Raw genomic sequence first — 24,254 nt, forward strand, 5'->3', positions numbered from 1 at the left:
TTTTATATGTGTGGCATTGTAGGCTATATTGGCAGTCAGGAAGCTGTACCCATTCTTATGAACGGGCTCAAACGCCTGGAATACCGGGGGTATGATTCAGCCGGTATTGCTGTTCATAAAAACAACGCCATTTCAATAGAGAAACAGGTCGGAAAAATCGTCAATCTGGAAAATGCCCTGAACGGTCACGATATGCGTTCAACATCGGGGATTGCACACGCGCTGGGCCACGCACGGCGAGCCCAGCCAGGTGAACGCGCACCCGCATACCGCTGACAACGGCAAGCTGGCCGTGGTGCATAACGGTATTATTGAAAATTACGAAAAACTGCGCGCCGAACTGCAGTCACGCGGACATCAATTCATCACGGAAACCGACTCTGAAACACTGGCACATTTATTCGCCGAATGTCTGCATGACGGCTGTGACTTTTTTGACGCTGTGCGCATCAGCCTGTCCAAAGTCGTAGGCACCTACGGCATAGTGGTGATGCATGCCGATTATCCTGATATGATCATCGGCGCGCGCAAAGGCAGTCCGCTGGTGGTCGGGCATGGACAACATGAGTATTTTATCGCATCGGACGCCGCGCCCCTGATCGGACACACCACGGACGTCACGTATCTGGACGACGGCGAAGTGGTTTCACTGACGCGCGATAAAATGACCGTGCGCACGATTGACGACAAACCGGTGGTCAAATGCGTGGATATCCTGGATTCGGACCTCACCGAGATCGAAAAGAGCGGCTATGATCATTTTATGCTCAAAGAAATTATGGAACAGCCGCAGACCATCCGGAACAGCATGCGCGGCCGACTGATGCCGGACGAAGGCACCACCAAGCTCGGCGGCATTCAGTACGATTTTGATTCTCTGCTCAACGCCCGCCGGGTGGTCATGACCGCCTGCGGCACATCCTGGCATGCCGCGCTGCTGGGCGAATATATGTTTGAAGATTTTCTCGGTATTCCGGTCGAGGTGGAATACGCCTCGGAATTCCGCTACCGCGATCCCATTCTCGGACCGGACTCGGTGGTTATTGCCATCAGCCAGTCCGGCGAAACCGCGGACACCCTGGCCGCCATCCGCGAGGCCAAACGCAAAGGCAGCAAAGTGTTCGGTATCTGTAATGTAGTGGGCTCTTCGATCGCCCGCGAAACCGATGCCGGGGTTTATCTGCACGCCGGCCCCGAGATCGGTGTGGCCTCGACCAAAGCGTTTACATCGCAGGTTGTGGTGCTCACCCTGATGGCGCTGCTACTGGCGCGCAAACGCTCCACCTCGCATTCCAAGGGCATGGAAATCGTCAAGGCGCTGCAGGAACTGCCCGGTCAGATCAACACCGTGCTTGAGCGGTCGGATGAGATCAGAAGCATTGCCGAAGAATTTCAGGATGCCCGCAACTTTTTATATCTGGGCCGCGGCTATAATTATCCGGTGGCCATGGAAGGCGCGCTCAAACTCAAGGAAATCTCCTATATACACGCTGAAGGCTATCCGGCAGCAGAAATGAAACACGGTCCTATCGCCCTGATTGACGAGGACATGCCGGTGGTGTTCATCGCAACCAAAGATTCCATCTATGACAAAGTGATGAGCAATATCGAAGAAGTCCGGGCGCGCAAGGGCCGGGTGATCGCCATTGCCACAGAAGGCGATACGGAAATCAAAAATCGCGCCGACCGGGTTGTATATGTGCCGCAGACGCTGGAAATGCTGAATCCGCTGGTCACTATCATTCCGCTACAGCTGCTGGCCTATCATATTGCGGTCTTGCGGAATTGCGACGTGGATCAACCCAGGAATCTGGCAAAAAGTGTAACTGTAGAATAATTTAACCGGAGGCAAAAGGTGTTCAGGCAACGAGTCATATATTCTATTTTATTAATGATCCTCTTTTCTCTACTGCTTTCAGTTGATGTGCAGGCACAACAGGATCCGGAACAACTGTTCAGCAACGGTGTAATCAACTACCGCAACGGTCAGTATCAGCAGGCCATGCAGCTGTTCACAGACCTGTGTGAACAGTTAGCGGACAATCCGCATATCACATCCGGACTGTTGATGGCGGCCAAGACAGCGGAACAGCTGCAGGATCACGAACTCACACGCACCTATGCGCGCCGGCTCATCCAGGAATATCCCGGCAGCCGTTACTTGAGCGACGCCTATTATATTATGGGCTGTTCGTACGCAGAGCAGAACAGCGACCGCGACGCTCTGACCTATCTGGCCTATGCTGTGGAAAACGCCCGCACACGCAAACTTTTGTATCTGAGTGAAGAAGCGGGATTGCAACTCTGCCGCGCGCGCGTGGACAAGGATATCGTCATTGCGGTGTACCGGCACCATGTTATCGAACCACGCCAAACGCATCCTGACCCTTGTGGTCAGCTGCGTATCTGTGCAGGCGGCATATGGAAAAAGCAGATCATGTGATCGGGTCTTTTCTGGACACGCGTCCCTCCTCCCGCTATGAAAAACTGGCTCAAACTCTGCGCGACTCTTTTGAATCAAATCCGCCGGTTGTTCATATCGGCGTGGTACAGCCCATCACCGGGATGTTCGGCCCGGAAGCCGATCAGTTCCTCAAGGGTCTGGCCATGGCCTTGCGGGACAATCGCAAGGTACGGGACAAAATAAAGTTTGTGCTCAAAGACTCGCAGGGCAGCCCTATTCACACGGTGGAATCCGCGAAACAGCTGACCCGGCTGGAACCGCTCTCACTGATGATCGGGGAACTGGAATTCGGCAACTCGGCGATCACAGCGGGATTTGCCAGCACAACAGATATTCCTCTCATCATCCCCATTGCCACAGGAACATCAGAACTGGCCGGCATGGGCGAACGCGTTTTTCAGGCCAATCAGGACCTGGAAACCCGTGGACGTGCGCTGGCCGAGTACGCCTATAACCATCTGAATTTTCACACCTTTGCGGCGCTGGCCCCGGCTGACGACTATGGACACAGCATTACCGACGCATTCCTGAAGCATGTCGATGAACTCGGCGGCCAGGTCATTTCACAGCAATGGTATTATCCGGGAACCGAAGATTTCAAGCGCCAGCTGCAGACGATCCGGCGGGCCGCATTCCGCAATGCATTCCGGGATTCCATCCGGGCCATGAACATTCCAGTCACACAGCAGCGCATTGATTCCCTGTTTGCCGCGCAGAGCGATCTGTCCAAAAAAGAATCAGAGGACGAAGAAGGCCTCATCGAAAATGACAACATTGCGGCAGGCGCGATTGACGGTTTTTTTCTGCCGATTTACAAAGAGGACATTCCGTTTGTCCTTTCCCAGATGGCGCTGTTCAACATCAAAGCGCGGCCGCTGGGCGGCACCTATTGGAACAATCTCGACGTCCTGCGCAGCCAGAAACGCTATGCCGAGGGTGCGGTGTTTACCACTGGTCTGACCATGCTGGACACCGATCCGGAATACCGAAAATTTATCAATGACTTTCGGCGCGCCACCTCCCAATCCCCCACACAGGCTGCACTGTACGGCTACAATATCATGACACTGATAATCCATGCCGTTGAACAGGGTTACACCACGCGCGATGCCATTTTGAGCTATCTGGAAAACACCCGCAATTTTGATGTGATCGGCGGTGAAATTACGTTTGATACAGATCATGTCAACCAGGCCGTCAATATTCTGGAATTTCGGCAAGGCAACATTGTGTCCGTTAAATAAATTCGTTCGGGACACCGCTTGTCTCGCTAAACCTGCTTGGAGTCGATATGGAAATTTGGAAAGCGATTGTCCTGGGAGTTGTTCAGGGTCTGACGGAATTTTTGCCGGTCAGCAGTTCCGGGCATCTCGTGCTGGGAAAACATCTTTTGGGACTAACGGAAACCGGGATTGAATTTGAAGTATTTGTGCATTTCGGCACACTGCTGGCCGTGTTTACAGCGTTTCGCAAAGATATCAAAGATTTGGCGCTGGTGTTCCTCAGGCTGTTTACCCCGGCATTTTATAAAGACGGAGTTCGGAGCCGGTACCGGAATGATGTGTCGCTGCGCATGCTGGTGTTCATTTTTATCGGATCCATACCGGCCGCGATAGCGGGACTGACGCTTGAAAGCGAGATCGAGTCTATTTTCAGTTCTCCGCGCTTTGCCAGCGGTATGCTCCTGGTCACGGCCTTTATCCTGGCGCTGACCTATTTTGTCAAGCGCACTGACAATCAATTGAAACTGAACAATACATTCATTATGGGACTTGCACAGGCGCTGGCCATTCTACCGGGCATCTCCAGATCAGGATCGACGATCGGGACCGGTTTATTGCTCAAAGTGGAAAAATCCGAGACCGCGCGGTTTTCCTTTTTGTTGGCCATACCGGCTATACTCGGCGCCACTCTGTTGAAAACATTTGACCTGGCGCAGGCAGGCATCAGCAGTCAACAAATGCTGGAACTGGGCATCGGCTTGATCGCCGCCTATATCTCGGGTTTTCTGGCGATTGAAACCCTTTTGGCTGTTGTACGTCGCGGTAAATTGTATCTGTTTGCTCCCTACTGTTTAATTATCGGATTGCTCGGATTGATTCTCTTGTAAACGAAAGGAGGCCGTTATTTCAGGCAAAACAGACAGAAACAGGTTATTCGCAGACCTGAAACAGAACAAATTAGCTCCCATTTATCTGTTTTACGGACAGGAAGATTTTTTGCTGCGGGAATATACCAACCGGGTTCTGGACGTAGCCCTGGAAGAAGGAGCGGAAGATTTTGACTATGATATCTACTATGGCAATGAAGCGGACGGACTGGCGATCAACAATGCAGCCATGTCCATGCCCATGTCTGCATCACGACGGGTGGTGCTGGTGCGCAGCGGTGAATTTTTGAACGCCAAATCAATAAAACTGCTGGCCCGCTATTCAGAGAATCCGTCTCCCTCCACTTGCCTGATTCTGCAGTTCAAATCATTCAAACGCACCGGTAAAGAACAGCGCACGCTCTACACAAACAGTTATGCCGTGGAAGCACGCCCCTTATTCGACAACCAGGTGCCGGGCTGGATCAAGCATTATATCAAACAGCAGAACCTGCAGATCACGGACGAAGCCGTGTATTTTCTGCACATCAATATCGGCAATTCACTGCGCAATCTGGCTTCGGAAGTGGAAAAAATCAAGCTCAACATCGGAGACCGCCGTGAAATTACGGCTGCGGATGTAGAGGCGGTGGTCGGGGTATCCAGAGAATATAATGTGTTTGAATTCTGCGACACGATCGTGGAACGAAAACTGAGCAAAGGTCTCGACATCCAGTCGCGTATGCTGCAGCTGGGTGAATCTCCTATCGGCATGCTGGTGATGTTGACACGCCATTACACCATTATGCTTAAACTCAAGTATTTACTGCAACAGAATAAAAAAAAGCCGGAAATTGTTAAAGAATTAAGACTCAGTCCGTATTTTGTTGATAATTATATACGGCAGTCCCAACAATACACAATTAGTCAGCTTGATCAGGTGTTTGAACATCTGCTGACAGCGGATGTTCAACTGAAAACCAGCTACCAGCCCCCCAGACTGGTAATGGAGATTCTGATTTTCAGGCTGATGCGCTTGTAAAAAGTTACAGGAACTTTACAAAATGGGTAAGATATAAACAATATGGCAAACGCCCGGGAAAGAAAACCGAACGACAACGGCAAACAAGTAAGCGATGAAGAGCTGATCAAGCGATTTCAGGATGGCGATGTGTCTGCATATAATATAATCGTTAACCGATACAAGGACCAGCTGTTGAATTTTGCTTACCGGTTTCTTGGAAATACGGAAGAAGCTCAGGATGTGGTACAGGAAACATTTCTTCGGTTGTTCAGAAACAAGCACGCGTATCGTCAGATTGCCAAGTTTTCCACATGGATTTACACCATTGCCGGGAATTTGGCAAAAACCGAGCTGCGTAAGCGCAAACGGCGTAAAATCGTTTCCATTACAGATATGGGATTTGAAGATAAAGAATATGACCTGGAAGATGAAGGTGCGGATACATCCAGACGCGCTGAATCCGTGATGACGGAACAGATTATTCAGCAGGCTATAGATGAACTGATGCCGCGTTTTCGTCAGGTGATCATTTTACGAGATATTCAGGAACTTTCTTATGAAGAAATAGGTAAGATATTAAACATCCCACTGGGAACGGTGAAATCACGAGTCAATCGGGCTCGTCTCAAGCTGCAGTCGAAACTGCAGCATATAAGGAGTAATCAAACGCAGCAGAACAATTGAGGTGCCTATGATAAAATGCGACAAATGCAGATCGAATTTGTCTGCCTTTATCGATGATGAAACAAGTGAACAGGAAGCGATTCGTATCAAAGAACATCTGGATGCATGTCCAGGTTGTCAGGAACAGGTCAACGCCCTGAAATCAGTGCGCACATCTCTGAAATCACTTTTTAAAATTCAGGCTTCACCGTCATTTGATATTATTTTGCGTGACCGGATCAGACGGGAAATGCGCAAACACAGCAGCCGTTTTTCTCCGGCCCTTTTTCCGCGGTTTCGGGTACCGGCATTTGCCGCAGCAGCGGTGGCCGTACTCCTGATCGGCATGCTGATCGGCGGCACTCTGCAGCAGACTCCCCCTTCCCAATTGGCTCGAACAGGATCGAGAAGACGCATTGCAAACCCTGCTAAGCAAGCGTACTGAAACCGATGTCAGTGCTGACAGCAATGCAGACGGAGAGCCGGTCCGGGTCATTTATTTTGTCAATGCCGACGGACAATTGCAGCAGATCAATGAGCGGCAGGTCGTTACCGTCAATTACCGATTATCAAATGAGCAGTCCATCTCCCGCCGGTCCCAGCCGGACAGCGACCTAAAATCTTCAGGGATCCGGGGTATGGTCAGACAGGCAAATATTCAAACGGTGAAATTCTAAGAGACGTACTATGAAGAAATCGTTTCCCCTTCTCTTGCGAATGGCAGCAGCAATTTGTTTACTGGCGCCTCAAGTGCTTCAGGCAGATGCAAACACACTGGCCAATATTCAAAAGGACATCAAACAGGTGATCCAAACGGTCGAGCCTTCCATTTTTTCCATATCGGCGCGACATGCGTATCAGATTAATAAATCCCAGAGCAGCGGCCAGAACCATTCCTCATCCAGCCAAACCTATGAAATTGTGACCATGGCGTCTGGAATTTCAATCGATTCCTGTCATATTATTACCCAGACACCTGCGGTGGCCGGCGCACGAACGGTCAGTGTCACCCTTCCGGACGGCAGCGAGAAACAGGGCGAGGTGATCGGCTCGGACGACAAGCACGGATTTTCGATCATCCGGGTCAAAAATGCAACATTTCCCTCTGTGTCCATTGCCAATTCAGATCATGTGGGAACCGGTTCGTTTGTTCTCATCATCGGCAATTCCCTGGGCGTCTCCCCGGTCGCCTCACTGGGCTTTGTCAACTGCCTGCGCTCCGACGGGATGATCCAGATCTCACTGAACCTGGCCGCCGGCAGCACCGGCGGCGCTGTGTTCAACACCAAGGGACAGTTTGTCGGTATCCTGTCGCCCGGCATGACCCGTGCCAATTCCGACTATTCCGTTATGCAGCCGCGTGAAACCATTCTTGCTTATCCGGCCAATCAAATCATCCAGTCCATGTCCTCTATTATTGAAAACGGACACAAACCCAACGGGTACCTGGGAATCCGCGGTGAAGACTGGCCCGGCAAACTGGGCGGCACTCATGTTGTCGGGGTCACACCGAACAGCCCGGCAGATCAAGCCGGTCTTCAGGTAGGCGATATTATACTTTCATTCAACAGCCACAATATTACAGCAACCTATGATCTTGCGCGCACCGTGCGCCACCATCAACCGAATGACAGTGTACAACTTCGAATCCTGCGCGGCCATCAAGTCAAGACCGTCAATCTTGAGCTTGGTCAGGCGCCGAAAAACGATCAAATGATCCCGTTTGAACAGTTTTTACCCAAGGAACAGAGTATGAGGCCGGCATCCAATGCAGGCACATCCGAACAGAATTTCCTGCTCATGCGCATCCACCAGCTTGAAAAAGAACTCAAGCTGTTAAAACAAATGGTGCAATGACCTGTCATAAAGGTCCTCGTAAATCCGGTCAAGCCCCGGATGGGGGTACTTTGAAAAGCCGCCGGCAACCCATGTTCAAGCTCAAAATCTTTTCTCCCTTGAATATATTTGCCAATAAATGTCCATATCTGCTTGTGAATACAAATTCTTCTTTGCGGATGCAGGTCGATTAATGTTTTTATTGACTTTTTTGACGCAATTTTTTAAATTATAAATCTGTCTATCAATGAATAAAATGGAGCATCATCATGGCAAAAAATCAAAGTTTTGCACAAAAAATCGCCAAATCCGCAGGACAAACCAAATCCCATTGTCCGGAATGTGGCGAAGCTTTCCGTTCTCTGCACGTCATCGATACGGTGCGCAATGAAAGAGATACCGGATACAAATTTCAGGAACGCTACATGCGTGTCTGCAAGTGCAACGAAAATGAATTAAAAAGCTGAACATGACCTCTGTCCCCGGACTTTTGGTCGCCAGCAAAAATCCAGATAAAATACGTGAAATATCAAATGCCCTGAGCGGTCTGCAGCTTTGCATCGTGTCCATGTACGACGTACCGGCTCTTCCGGATGTGGACGAAGACCGGGATACGCTGCAGGGCAATGCCATCAAGAAAGCCCGGGAACTGTCCCGGGCCGCCGGTCTGCCGGCGCTGGCCGACGATACGGGACTGGAAGTAGACGCCCTGAACGGCGCCCCCGGGGTATATTCAGCCCGTTACGCAGGCCCCAACGCCCGATACGAAGACAATGTAACCAAACTATTAACCGAAATGCAGGGCAAACGCGACCGCACCGCGCGCTTTCGCACCGTCGCCGCCCTGGTCTGGGGCGACCACGTTCGAACCGTAGAAGGCGTATGCGAAGGAGAGATTCTCACGGAACGCCGCGGCGACGGCGGATTCGGTTACGATCCGGTGTTCTATATTCCGGAATACAATCAGACCTTTGCGGAAATGTCCCTTTCCCTGAAAAACAAAATCAGCCACCGCGGCAAGGCCATCGGCAACATCAAACCCATGGTGATGGAGCTGCTGCAGGATTTGCCGAACGATTGAATCCAAAATGAAGAGTTCGAATCTTCTCCCCGACCAGAACCGATTTCAAAGAAACCTTGGCTCTTTTCAAGATAAGCATAATACACGGATGACACAGGTACACACGAATTTACGCAGATAAAACATATTACGACCTCACCTTTTGTATAAAATAATATCCAAATCCCCCCTCTCTGATGTGAATCAGCATCATTGCATAACAGTACGTACTGCAGTACATACTGTTATCCTATGATATATATTTTTGTTATTATTTATCTTAAATACGTTTTTTCTGACACATAACAGTGCATAACTGATCATAGAAGCATTTTTCCTCTTCTCTTGATAACATCAATTTTAATCTTGACTTGTCCTATAAATATTCTTACTTTTATAGAAAAGTACGACTTTTTTATTGGAGTAATACATGAATAGTTCAACCATTACAAAAAAGGGACAGATTACCATACCCAAAAAGCTGCGGGATGAATTTGGAATTGAACCTCACGACAAGGTGGTATTTGTCCGGCGCGGCGATGTTTTGGTACTAAAACCGGTCAAAGATATCTATTCAGTCCGGGGTGCTGTTAGAGTAAACAAAATTCAGGATTTCAACAAAATCAGAAGATACGGTACGCAAGTCAAATGCTGAGCGGATTGCAGATGAATAGAATTTTTATTGATACCAATCTGTTTCTCAGATATATAACCAATGATGTGCCCGAACAAGCGGAATATTTTGAACGTCTTCTGAATCATGCCCATAATGGCAGCATTTTATTAATGACCAACACGCTTGTGATTGCCGAGATTGTTTGGACACTCAAATCCTATTATGCTTTTTCAAAGCAGCAAATTGACAAGACCGTCAGTTCGATTGTGGCATCAAACGCGATAGAGATACCGGAGCGTCAAATTCTTCTTCAGGCACTGGAAAATTTTAATACACTGAATATTGACTTTACAGATGCCTACATTGGCTCCTGGATGCAAGACCGCGGTATTTCTGAGATATATACGCTGAATGTCAAAGATTTCAGACGTATTTCGGGAATTCGGATTGCAGATATACCGGAATGTCCCCGGGAGTTGAAGCACTTTCGTTTAAAAGATGAATCAGTCTTTCCAATTCTTCCTCTGTGGGTTTTTGCCCTCGAAGCGTGCGGAAAAAGACAGGCGGTTTTTCAACAATCATGTTAGAAAAAACTTGCGCACTCAAAATAGAATGGTTATGTTTAAGCGTGCGACAGACATTATTCATAGAATATCATGCTGGATAATGTAATATATAACCAATAACAACTTTGAGCTATGAAAAAACCTATTCAAATCGCAATCACCTGTCTTGTGCTGGTTAAACTCCTGACCGCACAAAACGGAACACGCGTTGCATGTTCGCCCCCCCTGTCCCGCAATCAGAAACACCTCCGGCTTTGCAGGCAAAGATCCGAGGTATGCTGACAGGTTCCGCAATAGGCGATGCTGCCGGCGGACCGGTAGAGTTTGTTGATCCGCCGTTGCGCAGTTATTGGAGCACCACTCAAGCAAAAATAACCCCAAAAGGTATCCGGGAATTGGCAGGTCGCTTTAAGCTGAGCCCGTATCCAAAGGATGCAGAACCGTTTGCTCAATGGGAACCCTATGGTCAGCCAGGCACAATAACAGACGATACCCGATTTAAAATGATCTTTATGAATGCCCTGAAAACCTGTAACGGTGAATTGACGGCAGAGCATTTTGCGGGTTCAGTGATGAATTTCAGAAATGATCTCCCGCCCAGGTATAAAGATAAATATGATGAATGGATTCCTGAAATCGCGTACGCCACAAACTGGCTATTGGGGAAGACACAAAATGCCTATCCGCCGGAGAGAATCTGGGGCGGTATCCCGACCATGATGGGACAAATGCCGTTTATACCTGTAGCAGCCCTGAATCCGGGTGACCCGGAGTGGTGCTATATCAAAACCTACGAGTTGGCATACTTTGACAATGGTATCGCCAGGGATATGAATTCCGCACTTGTTGCCGGACTGGCCCGGACACTTCAATCCGATGGAAGCTGGAATACATTTGAAAAGGCAATGCGAAGCGTTGATCCCTATGCATATAATGAGGTTTTATATGTCGATAGACCGTTAAATCACTGGCTTGATCTGTCACATGAATGGGTTAAGCAGGCTGATAAAAATATTGCAAATTTGTTTACTATACTTGAAAAAAATCTAAAGGCCCGATACTGGTGGGAAGCCTGGGTTCCCATCGTTGTGGTCATGTCTTGCGCTGAAATAGTTGAATATCATCCTCTGGCCTCAATGCAACTCGTGCTCGAATTTGGGCATGATACCGATTCATATGCTCAGGTCATGGAAGTGTTTTGGGAGCCATACATGGAGCAGAAATCTGGCCAAAGAGACATGCGGGATATCGTAAATAAAAGGATGAAAGAACAATTCAATCAAAATATTAACGATTGGATGCACCTGATCAATCAACATTCACAGTAAAACATTACCGGTCTGCTAAAACAGATGCATCAGTCCGAAAAAGACACCGGGTCATCAAACGGACAACATATTTTCCCAATACAGACAAGAGCTCCCTGCACAAACACAATGATATCTATTATTTGAGCGTGCGACAGGCAGAGACGCCGGAACAGAACAAAAAACACAAGTGACACGATTTATCCCAATCATGCTACTCCTGCAAGCCTCTTGTCATGCGTTTAGCGGGGCGCTTTCCGGAGATTGCTTTAAAGGTATCACATCTTTTCCGGGAATGAATGTCTGAAATGTGGTTGTTATTGTATCATTGTTTGGTTACTTTGTGGAGAGCCCGAATGCGAGACCAGGTTATCAGCACTTTAATATTCACAGCCCTGTTGTTGTTTCCCGGCTGTGCAAAGAACCTCATGATGGAAAAAGACGACATCAAATTCACCTATCTGGCCCTGGGAGACTCTTATACCATTGGAGAAAGCGTTGACGCCTCGCAGCGATATCCGGTGCTTTTGACGGACAGCTTGCGTAAAGCAGGTTATCCGATGGACGATCCTGTGATAGTTGCACGAACCGGCTGGACCACCGATGAGCTGGCCGCCGGGATCAGAACAGCCGATTTATCCACCCCCTATAGTCTGGTCTCATTGTTGGTAGGTGTAAACAATCAATACCGCGGCCGGGATGTTGAAAATTACCGCATTGAGTTCCGCTCCCTGCTTGAACAGGCAATCACATTTGCCGGGGGCCAGGCCGAACATGTGTTTGTGCTTTCCATCCCCGATTGGGGAGTAACGCCGTTTGCCGCATCACGCGACCGGGAGCAAATCGCCGGAGAAATTGATCAATACAACGCCGTGAACCGCGAGGAGACGCGAACGCGCGGCGTTCTGTATATCGATATCACGCCCATCTCCAGACAGACCGCAGAGGATCCTGCCTTGATCGCTGATGACGGTCTGCACCCTTCGGGAAGAATGTATGCGGCCTGTGTCGAGTTGGCGCTGCCTGAGATAAAAACCATATTAAACCGAATAAGACAGCCCAAATGAATGTCTCTCACAACACGGATCGGGAATATGCCCAAAAGCTGGATGAGCAGGACCCTCTCCGCTCTATCCGCGATCGGTTCTATATCAATCCCGATGAAATATATATGGACGGCAATTCTCTAGGACTGTTGTCCAAAGACGCGGAAGCCAGTCTGGCCCGCATAGTCGATGAATGGAAACAGCTCGGAATCAACGGCTGGATGCATGCCCAAACGCCCTGGTTTACCTATGCCGAAAAGCTGGCCGCGCAATTTGCGCCATTAGTCGGCGCAGAGCCAAAGGAAATTATTCTGCATGCCTCAACCACGGTCAATCTGCATGCACTGCTTGCGACCTTTTATTTACCGCAGGGAGAAAAAAGAAAAATACTGATCGAAAGCCATGCATTTCCTACAGACAGATACGCCGTTCAAAGTCAGTTGCAATCAAAGGGGTTTGATCCACAACAGGATTTAAAAAAAGTGGACACTCTGGATGAACGCGATGTGATCGATGCCATGACCGGTGATGTGGCGCTCATTCTTTTGCCGTCAGTATTGTACCGCAGCGGACAATTGCTGGACATCGAGCGGCTTGCAACAGCGGCGTACGAGCGTGAGATCGTCATTGGTTTTGACTGTTCCCATTCTGTCGGCGCCGTACCGCATTCGTTTTCGAATCTATACGTAGACTTTGGCTGCTGGTGTACGTATAAATATTGCAACAGCGGTCCCGGCGGGATTGCCGGCTTGTACGTCAATCAAAAACATTTCAATAAAAAACCGGCTCTGACCGGCTGGTTTGGCTCCGCTAAAGAAAAACAGTTTGACATGTCTTATCAGCTCGAGCCGGCCGGGAATGCCGGTGCCTGGCAATTGGGCACCCCGCATATCCTGAGTCTGGCTCCGCTGGAGGGGGCACTCCACATCATCAATGAAACAGGCATTAACACCATTCGTGAAAAATCTCTGCGGTTAACCGACTATCTGATGTTTCTGATTGACCGCGAATTGACTCCCTATGGCTTTGAGATCGTTACGCCTCCGGAACCAGAGCGGCGCGGCGGTCATGTGGCACTCACACATGCAAACGCCGTACAAATCAACAAAGCGCTGAAAGCAAAGGGGATTGTTTCGGATTTCAGGTTACCGGATATCATCAGACTGGCACCTGTTGCCCTGTATAACACGTTTTCAGAAGTCTGGCAGGTGGTTCGGACCCTAAAGACCATCATGCAGACAGGTGAATACCGGAACTATCAAAGCGAACGCGGAATTGTTGCCTGAAACCTTCATTCCGCAGGAACGGGGGTGCGTATTTCTTTCCACGTTTAATCCATTCTAAAAATAATTGGAAAAATAATAAAATATATTTGCAAATTAAAAACAATTAACAATGTTTTATTCAAACCGGTAAGACGATCTCTGCAACATCATTATGAATCTACAGTCTCACCTGCCGTCCGGATATTAATGATAGGAAAACAGTATATACTCTAGTATGTACTGTTCTTTACAATAACTTTTTAAACATAAGGTCTGTTTGTTCAATCCACAATCCGCTTGACAATCAATTAAATTTGCCGTATATTAACAGACTTTTGTGCAAAGTCCTTTCTCAGCACTCAATTACGGGGTGTAGCGCAGCCCGGTTAGCGCGCCTGCTTTGGGAGCAGGAAGTCGAGAGTTCGAATCTCTCCACCCCGACTTGTTGAAAATGCCAGTAGACAATTTACTGGCTTTTTTTTATTTTGGCGTCCGACAAGCGCGTTCCGATGCATCGGAAAAGTCGAGAGTGCGAATCTCTCCACCCCGACGCGTAACAACAAGCCAGTTTATTCACACTGGCTTTTTTTTATCATCTGTCCGACAAGCGCGTTCCGATGCATCGGAAAAGTCCAGAGTGCGAATCTCTCCACCCCGACGCGTAACAACAAGCCAGTTTATTCACACTGGCTTTTTTTTATCATCTGTCCGACAAGCGCGTTCCGATGCATCGGAAAAGTCCAAGTGCGAATCTCTCCACCCGACGCGTAACAACAAGCCAGTTTATTCACACTGGCTTTTTTTTATCATCTGTCCGACAAGCGCGTTCCGATGCATCGGAAAAGTCCAGAGTGCGAATCTCTCCACCCCGACGCGTAACAACAAGCCAGTTTATTCACACTGGCTTTTTTTTATCATCTGTCCGACAAGCGCGTTCCGATGCATCGGAAAAGTCCAGAGTGCGAATCTCTCCACCCGACGCGTAACAACAAGCCAGTTTATTCACACTGGCTTTTTTTTATCATCTGTCCGACAAGCGCATTCCGATGCATCGGAAAAGTCCAGAGTGCGAATCTCTCCACCCCGACGCGTAACAACAAGCCAGTTTATTCACACTGGCTTTTTTTTATCATCTGTCCGACAAGCGCGTTCCGATGCATCGGAAAAGTCCAGAGTGCGAATCTCTCCACCCCGACTTGTTGAAAATGCCAGTAGACAATTTACTGGCTTTTTTTTGCTCTTTTCGAACCGGGCATGGAACCCGGATGACACTGATACACGCAGAGAGCACCCGACCATTCGTGTCGTCCGCGTCATGCGTCGTCTTTTGAATCTTCCGGTTCAGCGCGTCCGTTCTGATCGGTTTTGGCGTTCTCTGATGCGTTCGGCCAGGCGTTCTCGGGCTTCCTGTTCCGCGGTTTCCCGGTCATCGTGCCATTCCGGAAAGTTCCAGGTTCGGGCCATTTCCAGGGCCTTGTCTTTATCCGGTTCGGTTTTGGTGAGCCGGCGGCCGGTATGCCGGAGTACCCAATGCTCATTCTCCGAATCCCAGGTCATGGTCACCTGAGCTTCATAAACGACGGCGGAAAGCAAACCCTGTGTCTCTACCGGACGGCGTCCGCGCAGATTTTTGGTGCGAATACAACTGCCTTTGTATATATCTTTGACAATTAGCATAATAGATTCCGTTGTTTAGTGTTTTAATAAAATATAGTAAAAGTTTTCAAAAATGCAAACACCATCCCCGGAATATCAAGCGGATTCATTCAATCCCTTCTGAAAAGTTCTACAGATGTAATCAATCGTCATGATATAAAATTAAACTTGACTCTGTGTTAAGATTTTTTATATTTACTGTTGTGCCTAATTGCAAGAAATATTCTACACGATAATTAACGATTAAAACTTTATGACATGAAAAACTTAAAATTCGAAAAATCTCGATTGATTTTAAATTTGACTGACAATAAGAATATGAAATTATTTCGTGCGATGAATATTGCCTTGATAATTGGAGGACTAAGCCTGATTCTGACATTTCTCTATCTGATTGTAAATTTGGACAAAGCGGATAGATTAGTTCTATATTGTATGCCAGGATTTGTATTTGGATTGGTTCTAATGATTCTTTATGCGATTGGACACCAAAGACTGAATAAGATTAAGAAACAACGAAGATTTGAGAAATCAATTTTTTTGGGTCAATAGTTATTATAGTTGTATAAAATTAAAATCTAATGTTATGTTGACTAAAAATGCTGTAAGGCAATCAATTGACAATCTTCCTGATTCATTTACAATTGATGAGCTTATTGAACAATTAATATTTGTAGAAAAGATTGAAGAAGGCATTAGACAATCGGATGAAGGTAAAACTATTTCAAACGATGATGTGAAAAATATGATTGAGAAATGGTCAAGTTAGTTTGGACTGAATTATCAATAGAAGATTTAAAAGAAATCTTTGACTACATAGCAAAAGATTCTGTGCGATATGCGTCAATCACAGTGAATAAAATCTACAATCGAGCACAAGATATTATTGACAATCCTTATGTTGGACGGGTAGTTCCAGAAATAAATATAAAAATCATCAGAGAAGTGATTTCTGGAAATTATCGGATTGTTTACAAAATAATTAATGAATTTCAAGTTGATATTTTACGAGTTTATCATTCAGCAAGATTATTAAAAGCTGATAGATTGAGATAAGCAACATAGGCACAACATGCAATATACGTAAGCCGCGGGATTATGGGTAAATTAAACTTTTGTACATTTACTCAAAGTTGTAACGGTTTGATAGGTTGGAGCTTCGAAATCCCGGCCTACGCATATTGTAAACCGTTGGCGCCGGTTCCCCTCGTCAGCTGCTGACCCCCCCTAGGCGGACTGACACCCGGCGCCATTTTTTTATCCCTACTTTATCACGACAACCTCAAACGCATCATACAGTCCGTAATTTAGCAGATCATAGGGATAAAAGGGCAACCCTGTCCTTTCCAGGACCCCGGATTTAAATTCGTGGCCGGCACCACAGTCCAGCCCTGCGAAGCCGGTTCAAGATGAAAATTTCCCAAAAGACACACAGGTTCCGAAGGTGTTCCGTCCATGCGCAACGGGTCGGAACAGGCAATCACTTTGCCGTTTTTCAGATAGCGGGATAAAAGCCTGTAAAAGGGCCACAGAGAGACGACCGAAATAATCATTCAGCACCTTATAATGATCCCACCAGGGCGTTTGATATGAAATGCCCTGAGGAAAGTCATGTTTGCGCTCACCGGCGAGATTTATATAAGCGAGGCGCTGGTTCATAAAATTCACACCCAGGGTGTGCTTCCAGTCGCCCAAACGCTTCATATCCTCAAAGGTCAATTCCCACCCGGCTGCGCCACAGGTTTCGGACAATGCACGCTCGCGGCCAAGCTGGTTGGCAATGCTGGCCTGTTCCTTTACAGCGCGCACATTGCCGAACTGATCCGGGCGCTCCTCATGATTATTGAACAGCATATCAATCGCCAGCTGTTGATGCCAGGCGTACAGGGCCATGTTATCACCGCCGTGTTGCGGGTTGGGCAGCCGTGTTCCCAATAATGTCCGGTCCAGTCCAGATCGTGTTTTTCAGTATATTCATACCAGGGAACGGACCAGTTCTCGATAAAAAGCTCCAGCAGCAGCTAATAATAATTATGCCGCACCTGGCGCCAACCGTCGCCTTCTTCAAACAGCGACGGCTTTTAACGCAAATCGGAGTTCAGCCGTTTGCGGAATTCATTCAAATCCGGCTCAACGCTCTCACGAATCTGCTCTTCCTTGTGAAAATCCAGAATTCCGATATTGGTCAAATCGGGGGCGATATAATAATCCACTTTGCTGTGTTCCAGCTGATGCTGGATCAGGGCATGTTCCAGAGTCTGAAACGTGCCCATGACGCTGTCGAACATACTCGGGATGCGTTTGTTTTTGACCGGCGCAATCTTTCCGCTGACATCAATCGCGATCAGATAATCGCATTGATCACGAATGATCTCGTGCGGCAGGGGATTTACCGCGCCGCCGTCGACCAGCACCCGGGTGCCGCGTTCCACCGGTTCAAAAATGCCGGGGATGGACATACTGGCGCGCACCGCCGAGATGAGATCACCTCGGTCCATGACCACCTGTTCCTGACGCCAGTAATCCGTGGCCACCACATACAGTGGAATCTTTAGCTGTTCAAACAGTTCTATTCCGATATGCTCCTGAAAAAACTCGCGAACAGCCTTGCCCTTGAGAAACGCCTTGCGGGTGAACAGGGAGATATCTATTAATTTTGAAAACTCAAATAATCCAATCTCGTCCAAAAGTTCCTGCATGCGCGTTCCGGAAAATCCCGCGGCGTAGAACGATCCCATAATCGCACCGATACTGGTTCCGGAAATGACCACCGGTTTGAGTTCAAATTCATCCAGTACTTTGAAAAAATCAATCATGCACAGTCCGCGCGCCCCGCCGCCGCCGAGCGCCAGACCGATGCGCGGTTGTTTTCTGCGTTTAAATAACATAAAATCCTCTCCCCTGTCAATCATCTGAATACAGACCCGGCTCAACGTGCCAGTCCAATTCATGATAACGCCAGTTCAGTTCATCTCCGTTTATATCAACCACAACAAATCCCTCTTCAAAGCCGGCGCGCGCACCGGTCCACCAGCGGGCGGAAACTGCACCGCCGGTGACAAACAGCGTGTTTTTCCACTGAATAGATTCCACCACGTGCAGATGGCCCTGCAAAACCAGCTTGACATTGTAATCATTCAGAACCTCGAGCACCGGTTTTGAATTGACAATCACCATTCCTGAATCATTGCCGGCGGTTGCACCCTGCTGAATCTGGGTGAACACGCTGAGAAACGGGATATGTGTGAACACCACCACCGGTGTGCCGGGTTCCAGAGCCGCCAGATCCGATTTCAGCCAATCCAGTTGCAGCGAATCGATATGACCGTAATATCGGCGTTCCGGCGTATATGCGACCGCATCCAGACAGATAAAATGCCATCCCTCATAATCGAAAGAATGATAGGTGCGGTCATATCCCATCACGTGCCGGAACATGGCTTTCCCGTACAGAGGATGCTGCGGAGAGACGCCGCTTTTTTCATACAGTCCAAACACTTCGTGATTCCCCAGTGTATGAAACACCGGCATCCCGAGTTGTTGGGTGAGATCATTATACATCGTGAACAGACTGTCGGCGCGACTCTGCCGAACCCCCAGGGCATCCATAATCAGATCATCGCCGGTGATCACAAAATCCGGGCTGATTTGATTGACGGTTTTGATAGTTTCAAGATATCCTTCACCGGCTTTGCGTTCCGGCTGGACATGGATATCTGTCATAAACACAAAAGAAAAAGAAGCGTGTTCTGCAGCGTTCAGACCGAGCGCCAGAACCAGCATAACACTCAATCGTTTCATATCACCTCCATCTGGATAAGGTAAGCCTTTCCATTCTAAAACAGTAACAAATTCCTGCGTATTTCCTGTCCGATTCAGGCAATGCCGGCAAGCGCATGGATACGCCGGACCACCTGCAGTGAATCATGCGTGCGCGCGACCCAGTCGGCGCCCTGTTCGCCTGTTTTCCGACGCCGATCAGGCTCCCGGATCAGCGGCAAAAGCCGGGCGTACAGGTTTTCCGCATTAACCGGGACAAAGGGATGATCCGGATAGCGCGCTGTAAATCCCTCCGCCAGACAGGACGCCACCGGAATGTGCATGGCCAGAGCTTCCAGAGCGTTGATGCCGTATCCGAGATCGCCGATCTGATCGACGAAAAGATCACAGCTTTGTTTGGCCTGCATGGCCTGATCATACGGCATATTTTCAATTAAAACGGTTTGCGTGTTTTCATCGCGTTCCAGTTGTTCGAGCACCGGAATGATCAGATCACTGCCTTTGGCGGCGCGGTTGGTGGGCGCATGACCGATACGCACCGGCTGTGTGTTGTCATGATGCTGATGGCGCTGCTCAAGGGAAACATCAAAGGGAAAAGGGATATGCCGGATATCCGGGTGCAGATGAACGTGATCAAACTCTACGCTCAGATTAAGATCACTTTCCGCATCGATTTCCGGAATAACACCGCGCGTGCGCAGATCGCTGCCGGTGTAACAGCAGATCAGCATGCAGCCTTTTGCATGCCGGCGCCGCACAAAATCGCCGCTGCGGTACAGCCCTGATCCCGCCGTCCAGCTGGATCACATCAAAGTGGTCCAGCGCATACTTACGAACCGCGCGTTCGATGCGCGGCTTCCACAGCCGGTCGCGCCACCGGACAAACACAGCCTCAGCGCGACTGTGGGGCGTCCAGGTGACGGGAATCTGTTCCGGTCTGCAAAGTTGGTTGCTGATCATCAGTTTATCCGGATGGGAAACGAGTTGTTTCACACGCCGTACCAGCGGCATGTCAATAAACGGGAGATTCAGGCAGATGTCGGAAAAATAATTGCGCTGGTCACTGAACAGCGTGACCAGCCGGCTGTCATAGCCAAGCCGGCGCTCCGCCTGTACAAAATGCCCCGGCACACCCGAGGTATTGGCCGGAGCGATATGAAGAATACGGGGCTTTAACATATCAGAACTCCATAGCGAAAATCCGCAGTTGAGATCAAGTCGCGCCCACACGCGCAGAAAACCTGCGCTGCATCCGGGCCCGATCGGCCATCATCCTGCCTTGCTTCGGGGCTGAAACAAAAAAAGCAACCCTGTTCAAGAGCTGCTATAGCATTGATGCGTCGAAACTGCAGTGGGCCCAGTAGGATTCGAACCTACAGCCAACGGATTATGAGTCCGCTGCTCTACCATTGAGCTATGGGCCCCGTTCGTATCAAGTCTTTTATAATAAGAATAAAAATAATAAAATTCAAGTTTTTTTAGCACAGGGTTAAAAGGGCAGGGCGAACGCATGACAATGTTTTACATTGGCAACATTATTCTTGACTTTGATGTGAGAAAGCGTTAAAATGTCTAAAATATTAGCGGGGCAGCGAAATAAAGGAACGCTTTTGAAATGTTGAAACCTAAAATGTTTATCAGAGATATTTTACCTTTAATGTCGGTATTTCACAGAAACAATGGCAGGACGAGCCATTGTAAACAACTAGAATTCGATGAGACTTGGGAGATCAGGGTTATGAAAATCAGCGTTAGAAAAAAAGTTATCGGTGTTGTATCGTTAGTGTTAATGACAGTTGTGCTTTTCAGTTGTGCGGGCAGTTCCCGAAGTGTATCACGAATGCGCGCGGATGAAGCAACAGACATCAGCGGGCGCTGGAATGACACAGATTCCAGAATAACCGCCGAAGCCATGGTTCGGGATGTATTATCCCGTCCCTGGCTGGGCAATTTTGTCACGGCAAACAATGAAAAACCTGTGGTGATTGTGGGCAGCATACGCAACAAGAGCAGTGAGCATATTCCTGTCGATGCATTTATCAAGGATATTGAACGTGAGCTGATCAACAGCGATCAGGTGAGCTTTGTGGCCTCTTCGGAACAGCGGGAGCAAATCCGGGAAGAACGTCTGGATCAGCAGAGTTTTGCCTCCATGGAAACCGCCAAACAGCTGGCCAATGAAACCGGCGCCGATTATATGATGCAAGGGACAATAAATTCCATTGTCGATTCGTTTGAAGGTAAAAAAACTGTCTTTTATCAGGTCGATCTGGAGCTCATTGATCTTGAAAAAAACACCAAAGTATGGATGGGTGATAAAAAAATCAAAAAACTGATCGAACAGGACAGATACGGCTGGTAGGTTCTGCATTCATGAATTGATCTGGAGGATCAATGCGAAAAAGACTCTTTTACTGTACGACGGCTGTGGTTTTCGGGCTGATACTGGCCTGTTCCAGTATGCGCACCAATGTTGCGTATTTCGAGCCTGTAAAAACACACTTGAAGCAGGCTGACTATGAACAGGCCATTGCATTAGTCGATCAGGGACGAGAACGCAACGAGTACACCAAAAAAGACCGTGCTCTTTTTTATTTGGACAAGGGAGCGCTATTGTACTATCAGGGCAAGTATCAAGAAAGCATTGAACACCTTAACCAGGCTGAGCAGGCCATGGAAGAACTGTTCACTCAAAGTGTTTCCAAAGCTGCGACCTCGCTCCTGTTAAACGATAACGCTCTTCCTTACTATGGCGAAATTTACGAAATGCTGTATGTCAATATATTTCAGGCGCTGAACTATCTCAACCTTGATAATATAGACGGTGTGTACGTGGAAGCGCGTCAGATCAGCAATAAATTGCAGGAATTGGAAGACAAATACGCAGAGATGATATCTGACATGAACAAGTCAGAAGATTCCAAGGTCAAAATTCAGGCAGACAATATAAAATTTCATAATGATGCGCTCGCCCATTACCTGAGCTTCCTGGCATTTCGAATGACAGGAGAGGTAGATAACAGCCGCATTTCGCTGGCCAATCTCAGACAAGCGTGGCAGACTCACAGAGATGTTTATGACCACCAGCCTCCTGCTTTTCTTCAGCAACAGTTTAAAACCATGTCATCAAATATGATGAAATGGGAACGCGAACTCGAGGATACACGTCTGGCATGCATGGTATTCACAGGGCAGGCTCCGACAAAAGAAGCGGTCGGCGGCAAAATCACAACCTATAAGAACATGATCGGTATCAGTGTTCTGGGATCACCGGTTCCCAATGCAACCTATCCGTTTCCGGGCATGGAAGAGGGCTACCATTTTAAATTTTCGCTACCGGTGCTGAAAAACAACGGCTCTGAGGTTAAGCGCATTCGTGTCATTGTGGACGGAAATCCGATGGGCAATCTGGACCTGCTGGAAAACATGGGCCATATCGCCAAACATACGTTTGAGATACGCCGAAACATTATCTATTTCAAAACCATTACCCGCACCGTGGTCAAAGGCCTGGCTGCCGCAGAAGCAAAGAAAAAGCTGCGAAAAGAAGCCGGTGTAGAGGAAGGATCCATTCTGGGTATGCTCATGGATGCCACCGTGGATGCAGGCGTGGATGCCACGGAAAACGCAGATCTGCGTTACTGGCGCACCATGCCGAATTTATGTTTCGCCGGAGAATTTAAAGTGAATCCCGGAAGCCATACTATCGTATTAGAATTCTATAACAAGAATAATATGATCCTCAAACGCATGCAATGGGATAACTATACCATTGACAAAGGGGTCAATATTTTAAACACGGCATTACTAATTTAAAGAGGACAGAATGAGCCGACTGATCAGTTTATTCATTTTTACTCTTGTCTTGTTTCAATGTACATATTCATCTTCATCTCAGAACAAAGGAACATCTTCCGGAGACCAGCTGCCGAACTGGGTGCATCATCCGCATGATTCCTATCCGCAGAGTATGTATCTGGTGGGAATCGGTACCGGAGATACACGAACCTCTGCGGAAAACAACGCGATTGGCGCCATTGCCAAAATTTTTCAGGCCAAAGTCGATGTGGATGAAACGCTGGTAGAGGAATACCTTGAAGACAAAGAGGGCATCAGCTTTACATCGCAGATGCTGAACAAGACCCGGGTGGGCAGCAATCAGAAATTGAAAAACATCACCATCGAAAAATCATTTTTTTATGATAAAGAGGGATTGTATTACGTACTGGCTTATCTCGACCGGCTGGAAACAGAAGAACTGTTCCGCACAGAAATCGAACGCAACAATCGGCGAACCATCGAGTATTATGACCAATATCAGGCGGCGGACAATAAACTGAGCCGCTATGCTTATTTGCAAAAAGCCATCAATTTGCAGGAGGTCAACCGGGTTCTGGACGCCCAATACCAGATCATCAATGTCAGCGGCGAACCGATTGAGCCGCCGATCCCCATGAGCCAGCTGCAGCAGACCCGAAGAGAGCTGTTAAACCGGATCAGCGTCGCCGTGAATGTGAGCGGTTCGCATGAACAGGAAATCAGCGATTATATCAAATCCGTGATCGGGCGGATCGGATTCAAGATCAACAGCTCGCCGGATTTTGAGATCAATGCCTCGCTGGACCTGATGCGCGCCAACCTGAACCGGGACGATGTGACCGGTTACAACTGGAATTTGACGCTGAATGTCTATGATACAGTGAATCAATACGGTTTGAACACCTTTTCCCTGAAAAACCGGACCGTGGGCATTTCGGAAAGCCAGGCGATTGCCAAAATGATGAACACCATCCAAACCAAACTGAACAAGGATTTTTACCGACAATTTACAGAGTATCTGCAATCATTATAACGTCAATACGTTTTTCATTATCTTAACCGA

At 48.1% G+C, this 24,254-nt stretch carries 26 protein-coding genes, 2 tRNA genes and 1 pseudogene; 22 read left to right on the forward strand and 7 right to left on the reverse strand.

All coding sequences use genetic code 11. The features are described 5' to 3' along the window. Nucleotides 1-6: 6 nt before the first annotated feature. The 17 genes and pseudogenes from glmS (at nt 7) to U5R06_14660 (ending at nt 14,377) form a co-directional block, all read left to right on the forward strand. A pseudogene (gene glmS, locus U5R06_14580) lies at nt 7-1,837 on the forward strand (glutamine--fructose-6-phosphate transaminase (isomerizing)). An 18-nt stretch (nt 1,838-1,855) separates the two neighbouring features. Beyond that, nucleotides 1,856-2,443, forward strand: a complete 588-nt coding sequence (locus tag U5R06_14585) for a tetratricopeptide repeat protein (protein MDZ7723994.1) — start codon at nt 1,856-1,858, stop codon at nt 2,441-2,443. Then, a complete protein-coding gene (locus tag U5R06_14590; protein MDZ7723995.1) occupies nt 2,422-3,708 on the forward strand; it encodes an ABC transporter substrate-binding protein in 1,287 nt (428 codons plus the stop codon). Before U5R06_14585 ends, U5R06_14590 begins: the two co-directional genes overlap by 22 nt. 47 nt (nt 3,709-3,755) lie before the next feature. Next, nucleotides 3,756-4,574, forward strand: coding sequence for an undecaprenyl-diphosphate phosphatase (locus U5R06_14595; GenBank protein ID MDZ7723996.1), 819 nt, complete (start codon nt 3,756-3,758; stop codon nt 4,572-4,574). Between the two features lie 79 nt (nt 4,575-4,653). Next, nucleotides 4,654-5,595 (forward strand): DNA polymerase III subunit delta, encoded by a 942-nt coding sequence (holA, locus tag U5R06_14600; protein ID MDZ7723997.1) that lies wholly within the window; start codon nt 4,654-4,656, stop codon nt 5,593-5,595. Between the two features lie 42 nt (nt 5,596-5,637). Next, the gene (locus tag U5R06_14605; protein ID MDZ7723998.1) at nt 5,638-6,261 is read left to right on the forward strand and encodes a sigma-70 family RNA polymerase sigma factor; all 624 of its coding nucleotides are present in this window, start codon (nt 5,638-5,640) and stop codon (nt 6,259-6,261) included. Between the two features lie 7 nt (nt 6,262-6,268). Next, a complete protein-coding gene (locus tag U5R06_14610; GenBank protein ID MDZ7723999.1) occupies nt 6,269-6,685 on the forward strand; it encodes a zf-HC2 domain-containing protein in 417 nt (138 codons plus the stop codon). Further along, nucleotides 6,657-6,917, forward strand: coding sequence for a hypothetical protein (locus tag U5R06_14615; GenBank protein MDZ7724000.1), 261 nt, complete (start codon nt 6,657-6,659; stop codon nt 6,915-6,917). Before U5R06_14610 ends, U5R06_14615 begins: the two co-directional genes overlap by 29 nt. Before the next feature lie 10 nt (nt 6,918-6,927). Beyond that, on the forward strand, nt 6,928-8,097 hold the full coding sequence (locus U5R06_14620) for a PDZ domain-containing protein (protein MDZ7724001.1): 1,170 nt from the start codon (nt 6,928-6,930) through the stop codon (nt 8,095-8,097). A 248-nt stretch (nt 8,098-8,345) separates the two neighbouring features. Beyond that, nucleotides 8,346-8,543, forward strand: coding sequence for a hypothetical protein (locus tag U5R06_14625; protein ID MDZ7724002.1), 198 nt, complete (start codon nt 8,346-8,348; stop codon nt 8,541-8,543). 2 nt (nt 8,544-8,545) lie between these two features. Continuing rightward, on the forward strand, nt 8,546-9,157 hold the full coding sequence (rdgB, locus tag U5R06_14630) for an RdgB/HAM1 family non-canonical purine NTP pyrophosphatase (protein MDZ7724003.1): 612 nt from the start codon (nt 8,546-8,548) through the stop codon (nt 9,155-9,157). 409 nt (nt 9,158-9,566) lie between these two features. After that, nucleotides 9,567-9,791 carry an AbrB/MazE/SpoVT family DNA-binding domain-containing protein gene (locus U5R06_14635; GenBank protein ID MDZ7724004.1) on the forward strand — a complete coding sequence of 75 codons (225 nt, stop codon included), beginning with the start codon at nt 9,567-9,569 and terminating at the stop codon, nt 9,789-9,791. 11 nt (nt 9,792-9,802) lie between these two features. Continuing rightward, on the forward strand, nt 9,803-10,339 hold the full coding sequence (locus U5R06_14640; protein MDZ7724005.1) for a PIN domain-containing protein: 537 nt from the start codon (nt 9,803-9,805) through the stop codon (nt 10,337-10,339). Between the two features lie 254 nt (nt 10,340-10,593). Further along, on the forward strand, nt 10,594-11,646 hold the full coding sequence (locus tag U5R06_14645) for an ADP-ribosylglycohydrolase family protein (protein ID MDZ7724006.1): 1,053 nt from the start codon (nt 10,594-10,596) through the stop codon (nt 11,644-11,646). A 335-nt stretch (nt 11,647-11,981) separates the two neighbouring features. Beyond that, nucleotides 11,982-12,692, forward strand: coding sequence for an SGNH/GDSL hydrolase family protein (locus tag U5R06_14650; protein ID MDZ7724007.1), 711 nt, complete (start codon nt 11,982-11,984; stop codon nt 12,690-12,692). Beyond that, nucleotides 12,689-13,957, forward strand: coding sequence for a kynureninase (gene kynU, locus U5R06_14655; protein ID MDZ7724008.1), 1,269 nt, complete (start codon nt 12,689-12,691; stop codon nt 13,955-13,957). Before U5R06_14650 ends, kynU begins: the two co-directional genes overlap by 4 nt. Before the next feature lie 345 nt (nt 13,958-14,302). Further along, a tRNA-Pro gene (locus U5R06_14660) sits at nt 14,303-14,377 on the forward strand. Between the two features lie 900 nt (nt 14,378-15,277). Here U5R06_14660 and U5R06_14665 read toward each other — a convergent pair. Continuing rightward, a complete protein-coding gene (locus U5R06_14665) occupies nt 15,278-15,613 on the reverse strand; it encodes a hypothetical protein (protein MDZ7724009.1) in 336 nt (111 codons plus the stop codon). Between the two features lie 502 nt (nt 15,614-16,115). Here U5R06_14665 and U5R06_14670 point away from each other — a divergent pair. Further along, a complete protein-coding gene (locus tag U5R06_14670) occupies nt 16,116-16,361 on the forward strand; it encodes a hypothetical protein (GenBank protein MDZ7724010.1) in 246 nt (81 codons plus the stop codon). Beyond that, complete coding sequence (locus U5R06_14675) at nt 16,349-16,648, forward strand: type II toxin-antitoxin system RelE/ParE family toxin (GenBank protein ID MDZ7724011.1); 300 nt, start codon at nt 16,349-16,351, stop codon at nt 16,646-16,648. The genes U5R06_14670 and U5R06_14675 overlap by 13 nt, the downstream gene beginning before the upstream one ends. Nucleotides 16,649-16,996: 348 nt before the next feature. Here the strand turns inward: U5R06_14675 and U5R06_14680 are convergent, their stop codons facing one another. From U5R06_14680 to U5R06_14705, 6 genes are all read right to left on the reverse strand, one after another. Beyond that, a complete protein-coding gene (locus U5R06_14680; protein MDZ7724012.1) occupies nt 16,997-17,527 on the reverse strand; it encodes a hypothetical protein in 531 nt (176 codons plus the stop codon). A gap of 146 nt (nt 17,528-17,673) precedes the next feature. Next, a complete protein-coding gene (locus tag U5R06_14685) occupies nt 17,674-18,543 on the reverse strand; it encodes a patatin-like phospholipase family protein (protein MDZ7724013.1) in 870 nt (289 codons plus the stop codon). After that, nucleotides 18,497-19,393 carry a metallophosphoesterase gene (locus U5R06_14690; protein ID MDZ7724014.1) on the reverse strand — a complete coding sequence of 299 codons (897 nt, stop codon included), beginning with the start codon at nt 19,391-19,393 and terminating at the stop codon, nt 18,497-18,499. Before U5R06_14690 ends, U5R06_14685 begins: the two co-directional genes overlap by 47 nt. Before the next feature lie 74 nt (nt 19,394-19,467). Further along, entirely contained in the window at nt 19,468-20,103 is a 636-nt protein-coding gene (locus tag U5R06_14695; GenBank protein MDZ7724015.1) for a hypothetical protein, read from the reverse strand. After that, nucleotides 20,030-20,551, reverse strand: coding sequence for a hypothetical protein (locus tag U5R06_14700; protein MDZ7724016.1), 522 nt, complete (start codon nt 20,549-20,551; stop codon nt 20,030-20,032). Before U5R06_14700 ends, U5R06_14695 begins: the two co-directional genes overlap by 74 nt. Nucleotides 20,552-20,724: 173 nt before the next feature. Further along, a tRNA-Ile gene (locus U5R06_14705) sits at nt 20,725-20,796 on the reverse strand. 416 nt (nt 20,797-21,212) lie between these two features. On the opposite strand from U5R06_14705, the gene U5R06_14710 reads away from it, so the two are divergent. The 3 genes from U5R06_14710 to U5R06_14720 are packed head-to-tail and all read left to right on the forward strand — an operon-like array spanning nt 21,213 to nt 24,224. Next, a complete protein-coding gene (locus tag U5R06_14710) occupies nt 21,213-21,734 on the forward strand; it encodes a penicillin-binding protein activator LpoB (protein ID MDZ7724017.1) in 522 nt (173 codons plus the stop codon). 32 nt (nt 21,735-21,766) lie between these two features. Next, complete coding sequence (locus U5R06_14715) at nt 21,767-23,188, forward strand: hypothetical protein (GenBank protein MDZ7724018.1); 1,422 nt, start codon at nt 21,767-21,769, stop codon at nt 23,186-23,188. 10 nt (nt 23,189-23,198) lie between these two features. After that, nucleotides 23,199-24,224 (forward strand): LPP20 family lipoprotein, encoded by a 1,026-nt coding sequence (locus U5R06_14720; protein MDZ7724019.1) that lies wholly within the window; start codon nt 23,199-23,201, stop codon nt 24,222-24,224. Nucleotides 24,225-24,254: the final 30 nt, after the last annotated feature.

The sequence above is a fragment of the candidate division KSB1 bacterium genome, from assembly GCA_034521575.1.
Lineage (GTDB): Bacteria > Zhuqueibacterota > Zhuqueibacteria > Residuimicrobiales > Krinioviventaceae > JAXHMJ01.

Bases quoted from the DNA above. Each gene is read 5' to 3' on its own strand.
- U5R06_14590 (MDZ7723995.1), top strand. From the start codon at position 2,422: ATGGAAAAAGCAGATCATGTGATCGGGTCTTTTCTGGACACGCGTCCC.
- U5R06_14595 (MDZ7723996.1), top strand. From the start codon at position 3,756: ATGGAAATTTGGAAAGCGATTGTCCTGGGAGTTGTTCAGGGTCTGACG.
- U5R06_14605 (MDZ7723998.1), top strand. From the start codon at position 5,638: ATGGCAAACGCCCGGGAAAGAAAACCGAACGACAACGGCAAACAAGTA.
- U5R06_14610 (MDZ7723999.1), top strand. From the start codon at position 6,269: ATGATAAAATGCGACAAATGCAGATCGAATTTGTCTGCCTTTATCGAT.
- U5R06_14620 (MDZ7724001.1), top strand. From the start codon at position 6,928: ATGAAGAAATCGTTTCCCCTTCTCTTGCGAATGGCAGCAGCAATTTGT.
- U5R06_14625 (MDZ7724002.1), top strand. From the start codon at position 8,346: ATGGCAAAAAATCAAAGTTTTGCACAAAAAATCGCCAAATCCGCAGGA.
- rdgB (MDZ7724003.1), top strand. From the start codon at position 8,546: ATGACCTCTGTCCCCGGACTTTTGGTCGCCAGCAAAAATCCAGATAAA.
- U5R06_14635 (MDZ7724004.1), top strand. From the start codon at position 9,567: ATGAATAGTTCAACCATTACAAAAAAGGGACAGATTACCATACCCAAA.
- U5R06_14640 (MDZ7724005.1), top strand. From the start codon at position 9,803: ATGAATAGAATTTTTATTGATACCAATCTGTTTCTCAGATATATAACC.
- U5R06_14645 (MDZ7724006.1), top strand. From the start codon at position 10,594: ATGCTGACAGGTTCCGCAATAGGCGATGCTGCCGGCGGACCGGTAGAG.
- U5R06_14650 (MDZ7724007.1), top strand. From the start codon at position 11,982: ATGCGAGACCAGGTTATCAGCACTTTAATATTCACAGCCCTGTTGTTG.
- kynU (MDZ7724008.1), top strand. From the start codon at position 12,689: ATGAATGTCTCTCACAACACGGATCGGGAATATGCCCAAAAGCTGGAT.
- U5R06_14665 (MDZ7724009.1), bottom strand. From the start codon at position 15,613: ATGCTAATTGTCAAAGATATATACAAAGGCAGTTGTATTCGCACCAAA.
- U5R06_14675 (MDZ7724011.1), top strand. From the start codon at position 16,349: ATGGTCAAGTTAGTTTGGACTGAATTATCAATAGAAGATTTAAAAGAA.
- U5R06_14685 (MDZ7724013.1), bottom strand. From the start codon at position 18,543: ATGAATTGGACTGGCACGTTGAGCCGGGTCTGTATTCAGATGATTGAC.
- U5R06_14690 (MDZ7724014.1), bottom strand. From the start codon at position 19,393: ATGAAACGATTGAGTGTTATGCTGGTTCTGGCGCTCGGTCTGAACGCT.
- U5R06_14695 (MDZ7724015.1), bottom strand. From the start codon at position 20,103: ATGCTGATCTGCTGTTACACCGGCAGCGATCTGCGCACGCGCGGTGTT.
- U5R06_14700 (MDZ7724016.1), bottom strand. From the start codon at position 20,551: ATGTTAAAGCCCCGTATTCTTCATATCGCTCCGGCCAATACCTCGGGT.
- U5R06_14710 (MDZ7724017.1), top strand. From the start codon at position 21,213: ATGCGCGCGGATGAAGCAACAGACATCAGCGGGCGCTGGAATGACACA.
- U5R06_14715 (MDZ7724018.1), top strand. From the start codon at position 21,767: ATGCGAAAAAGACTCTTTTACTGTACGACGGCTGTGGTTTTCGGGCTG.
- U5R06_14720 (MDZ7724019.1), top strand. From the start codon at position 23,199: ATGAGCCGACTGATCAGTTTATTCATTTTTACTCTTGTCTTGTTTCAA.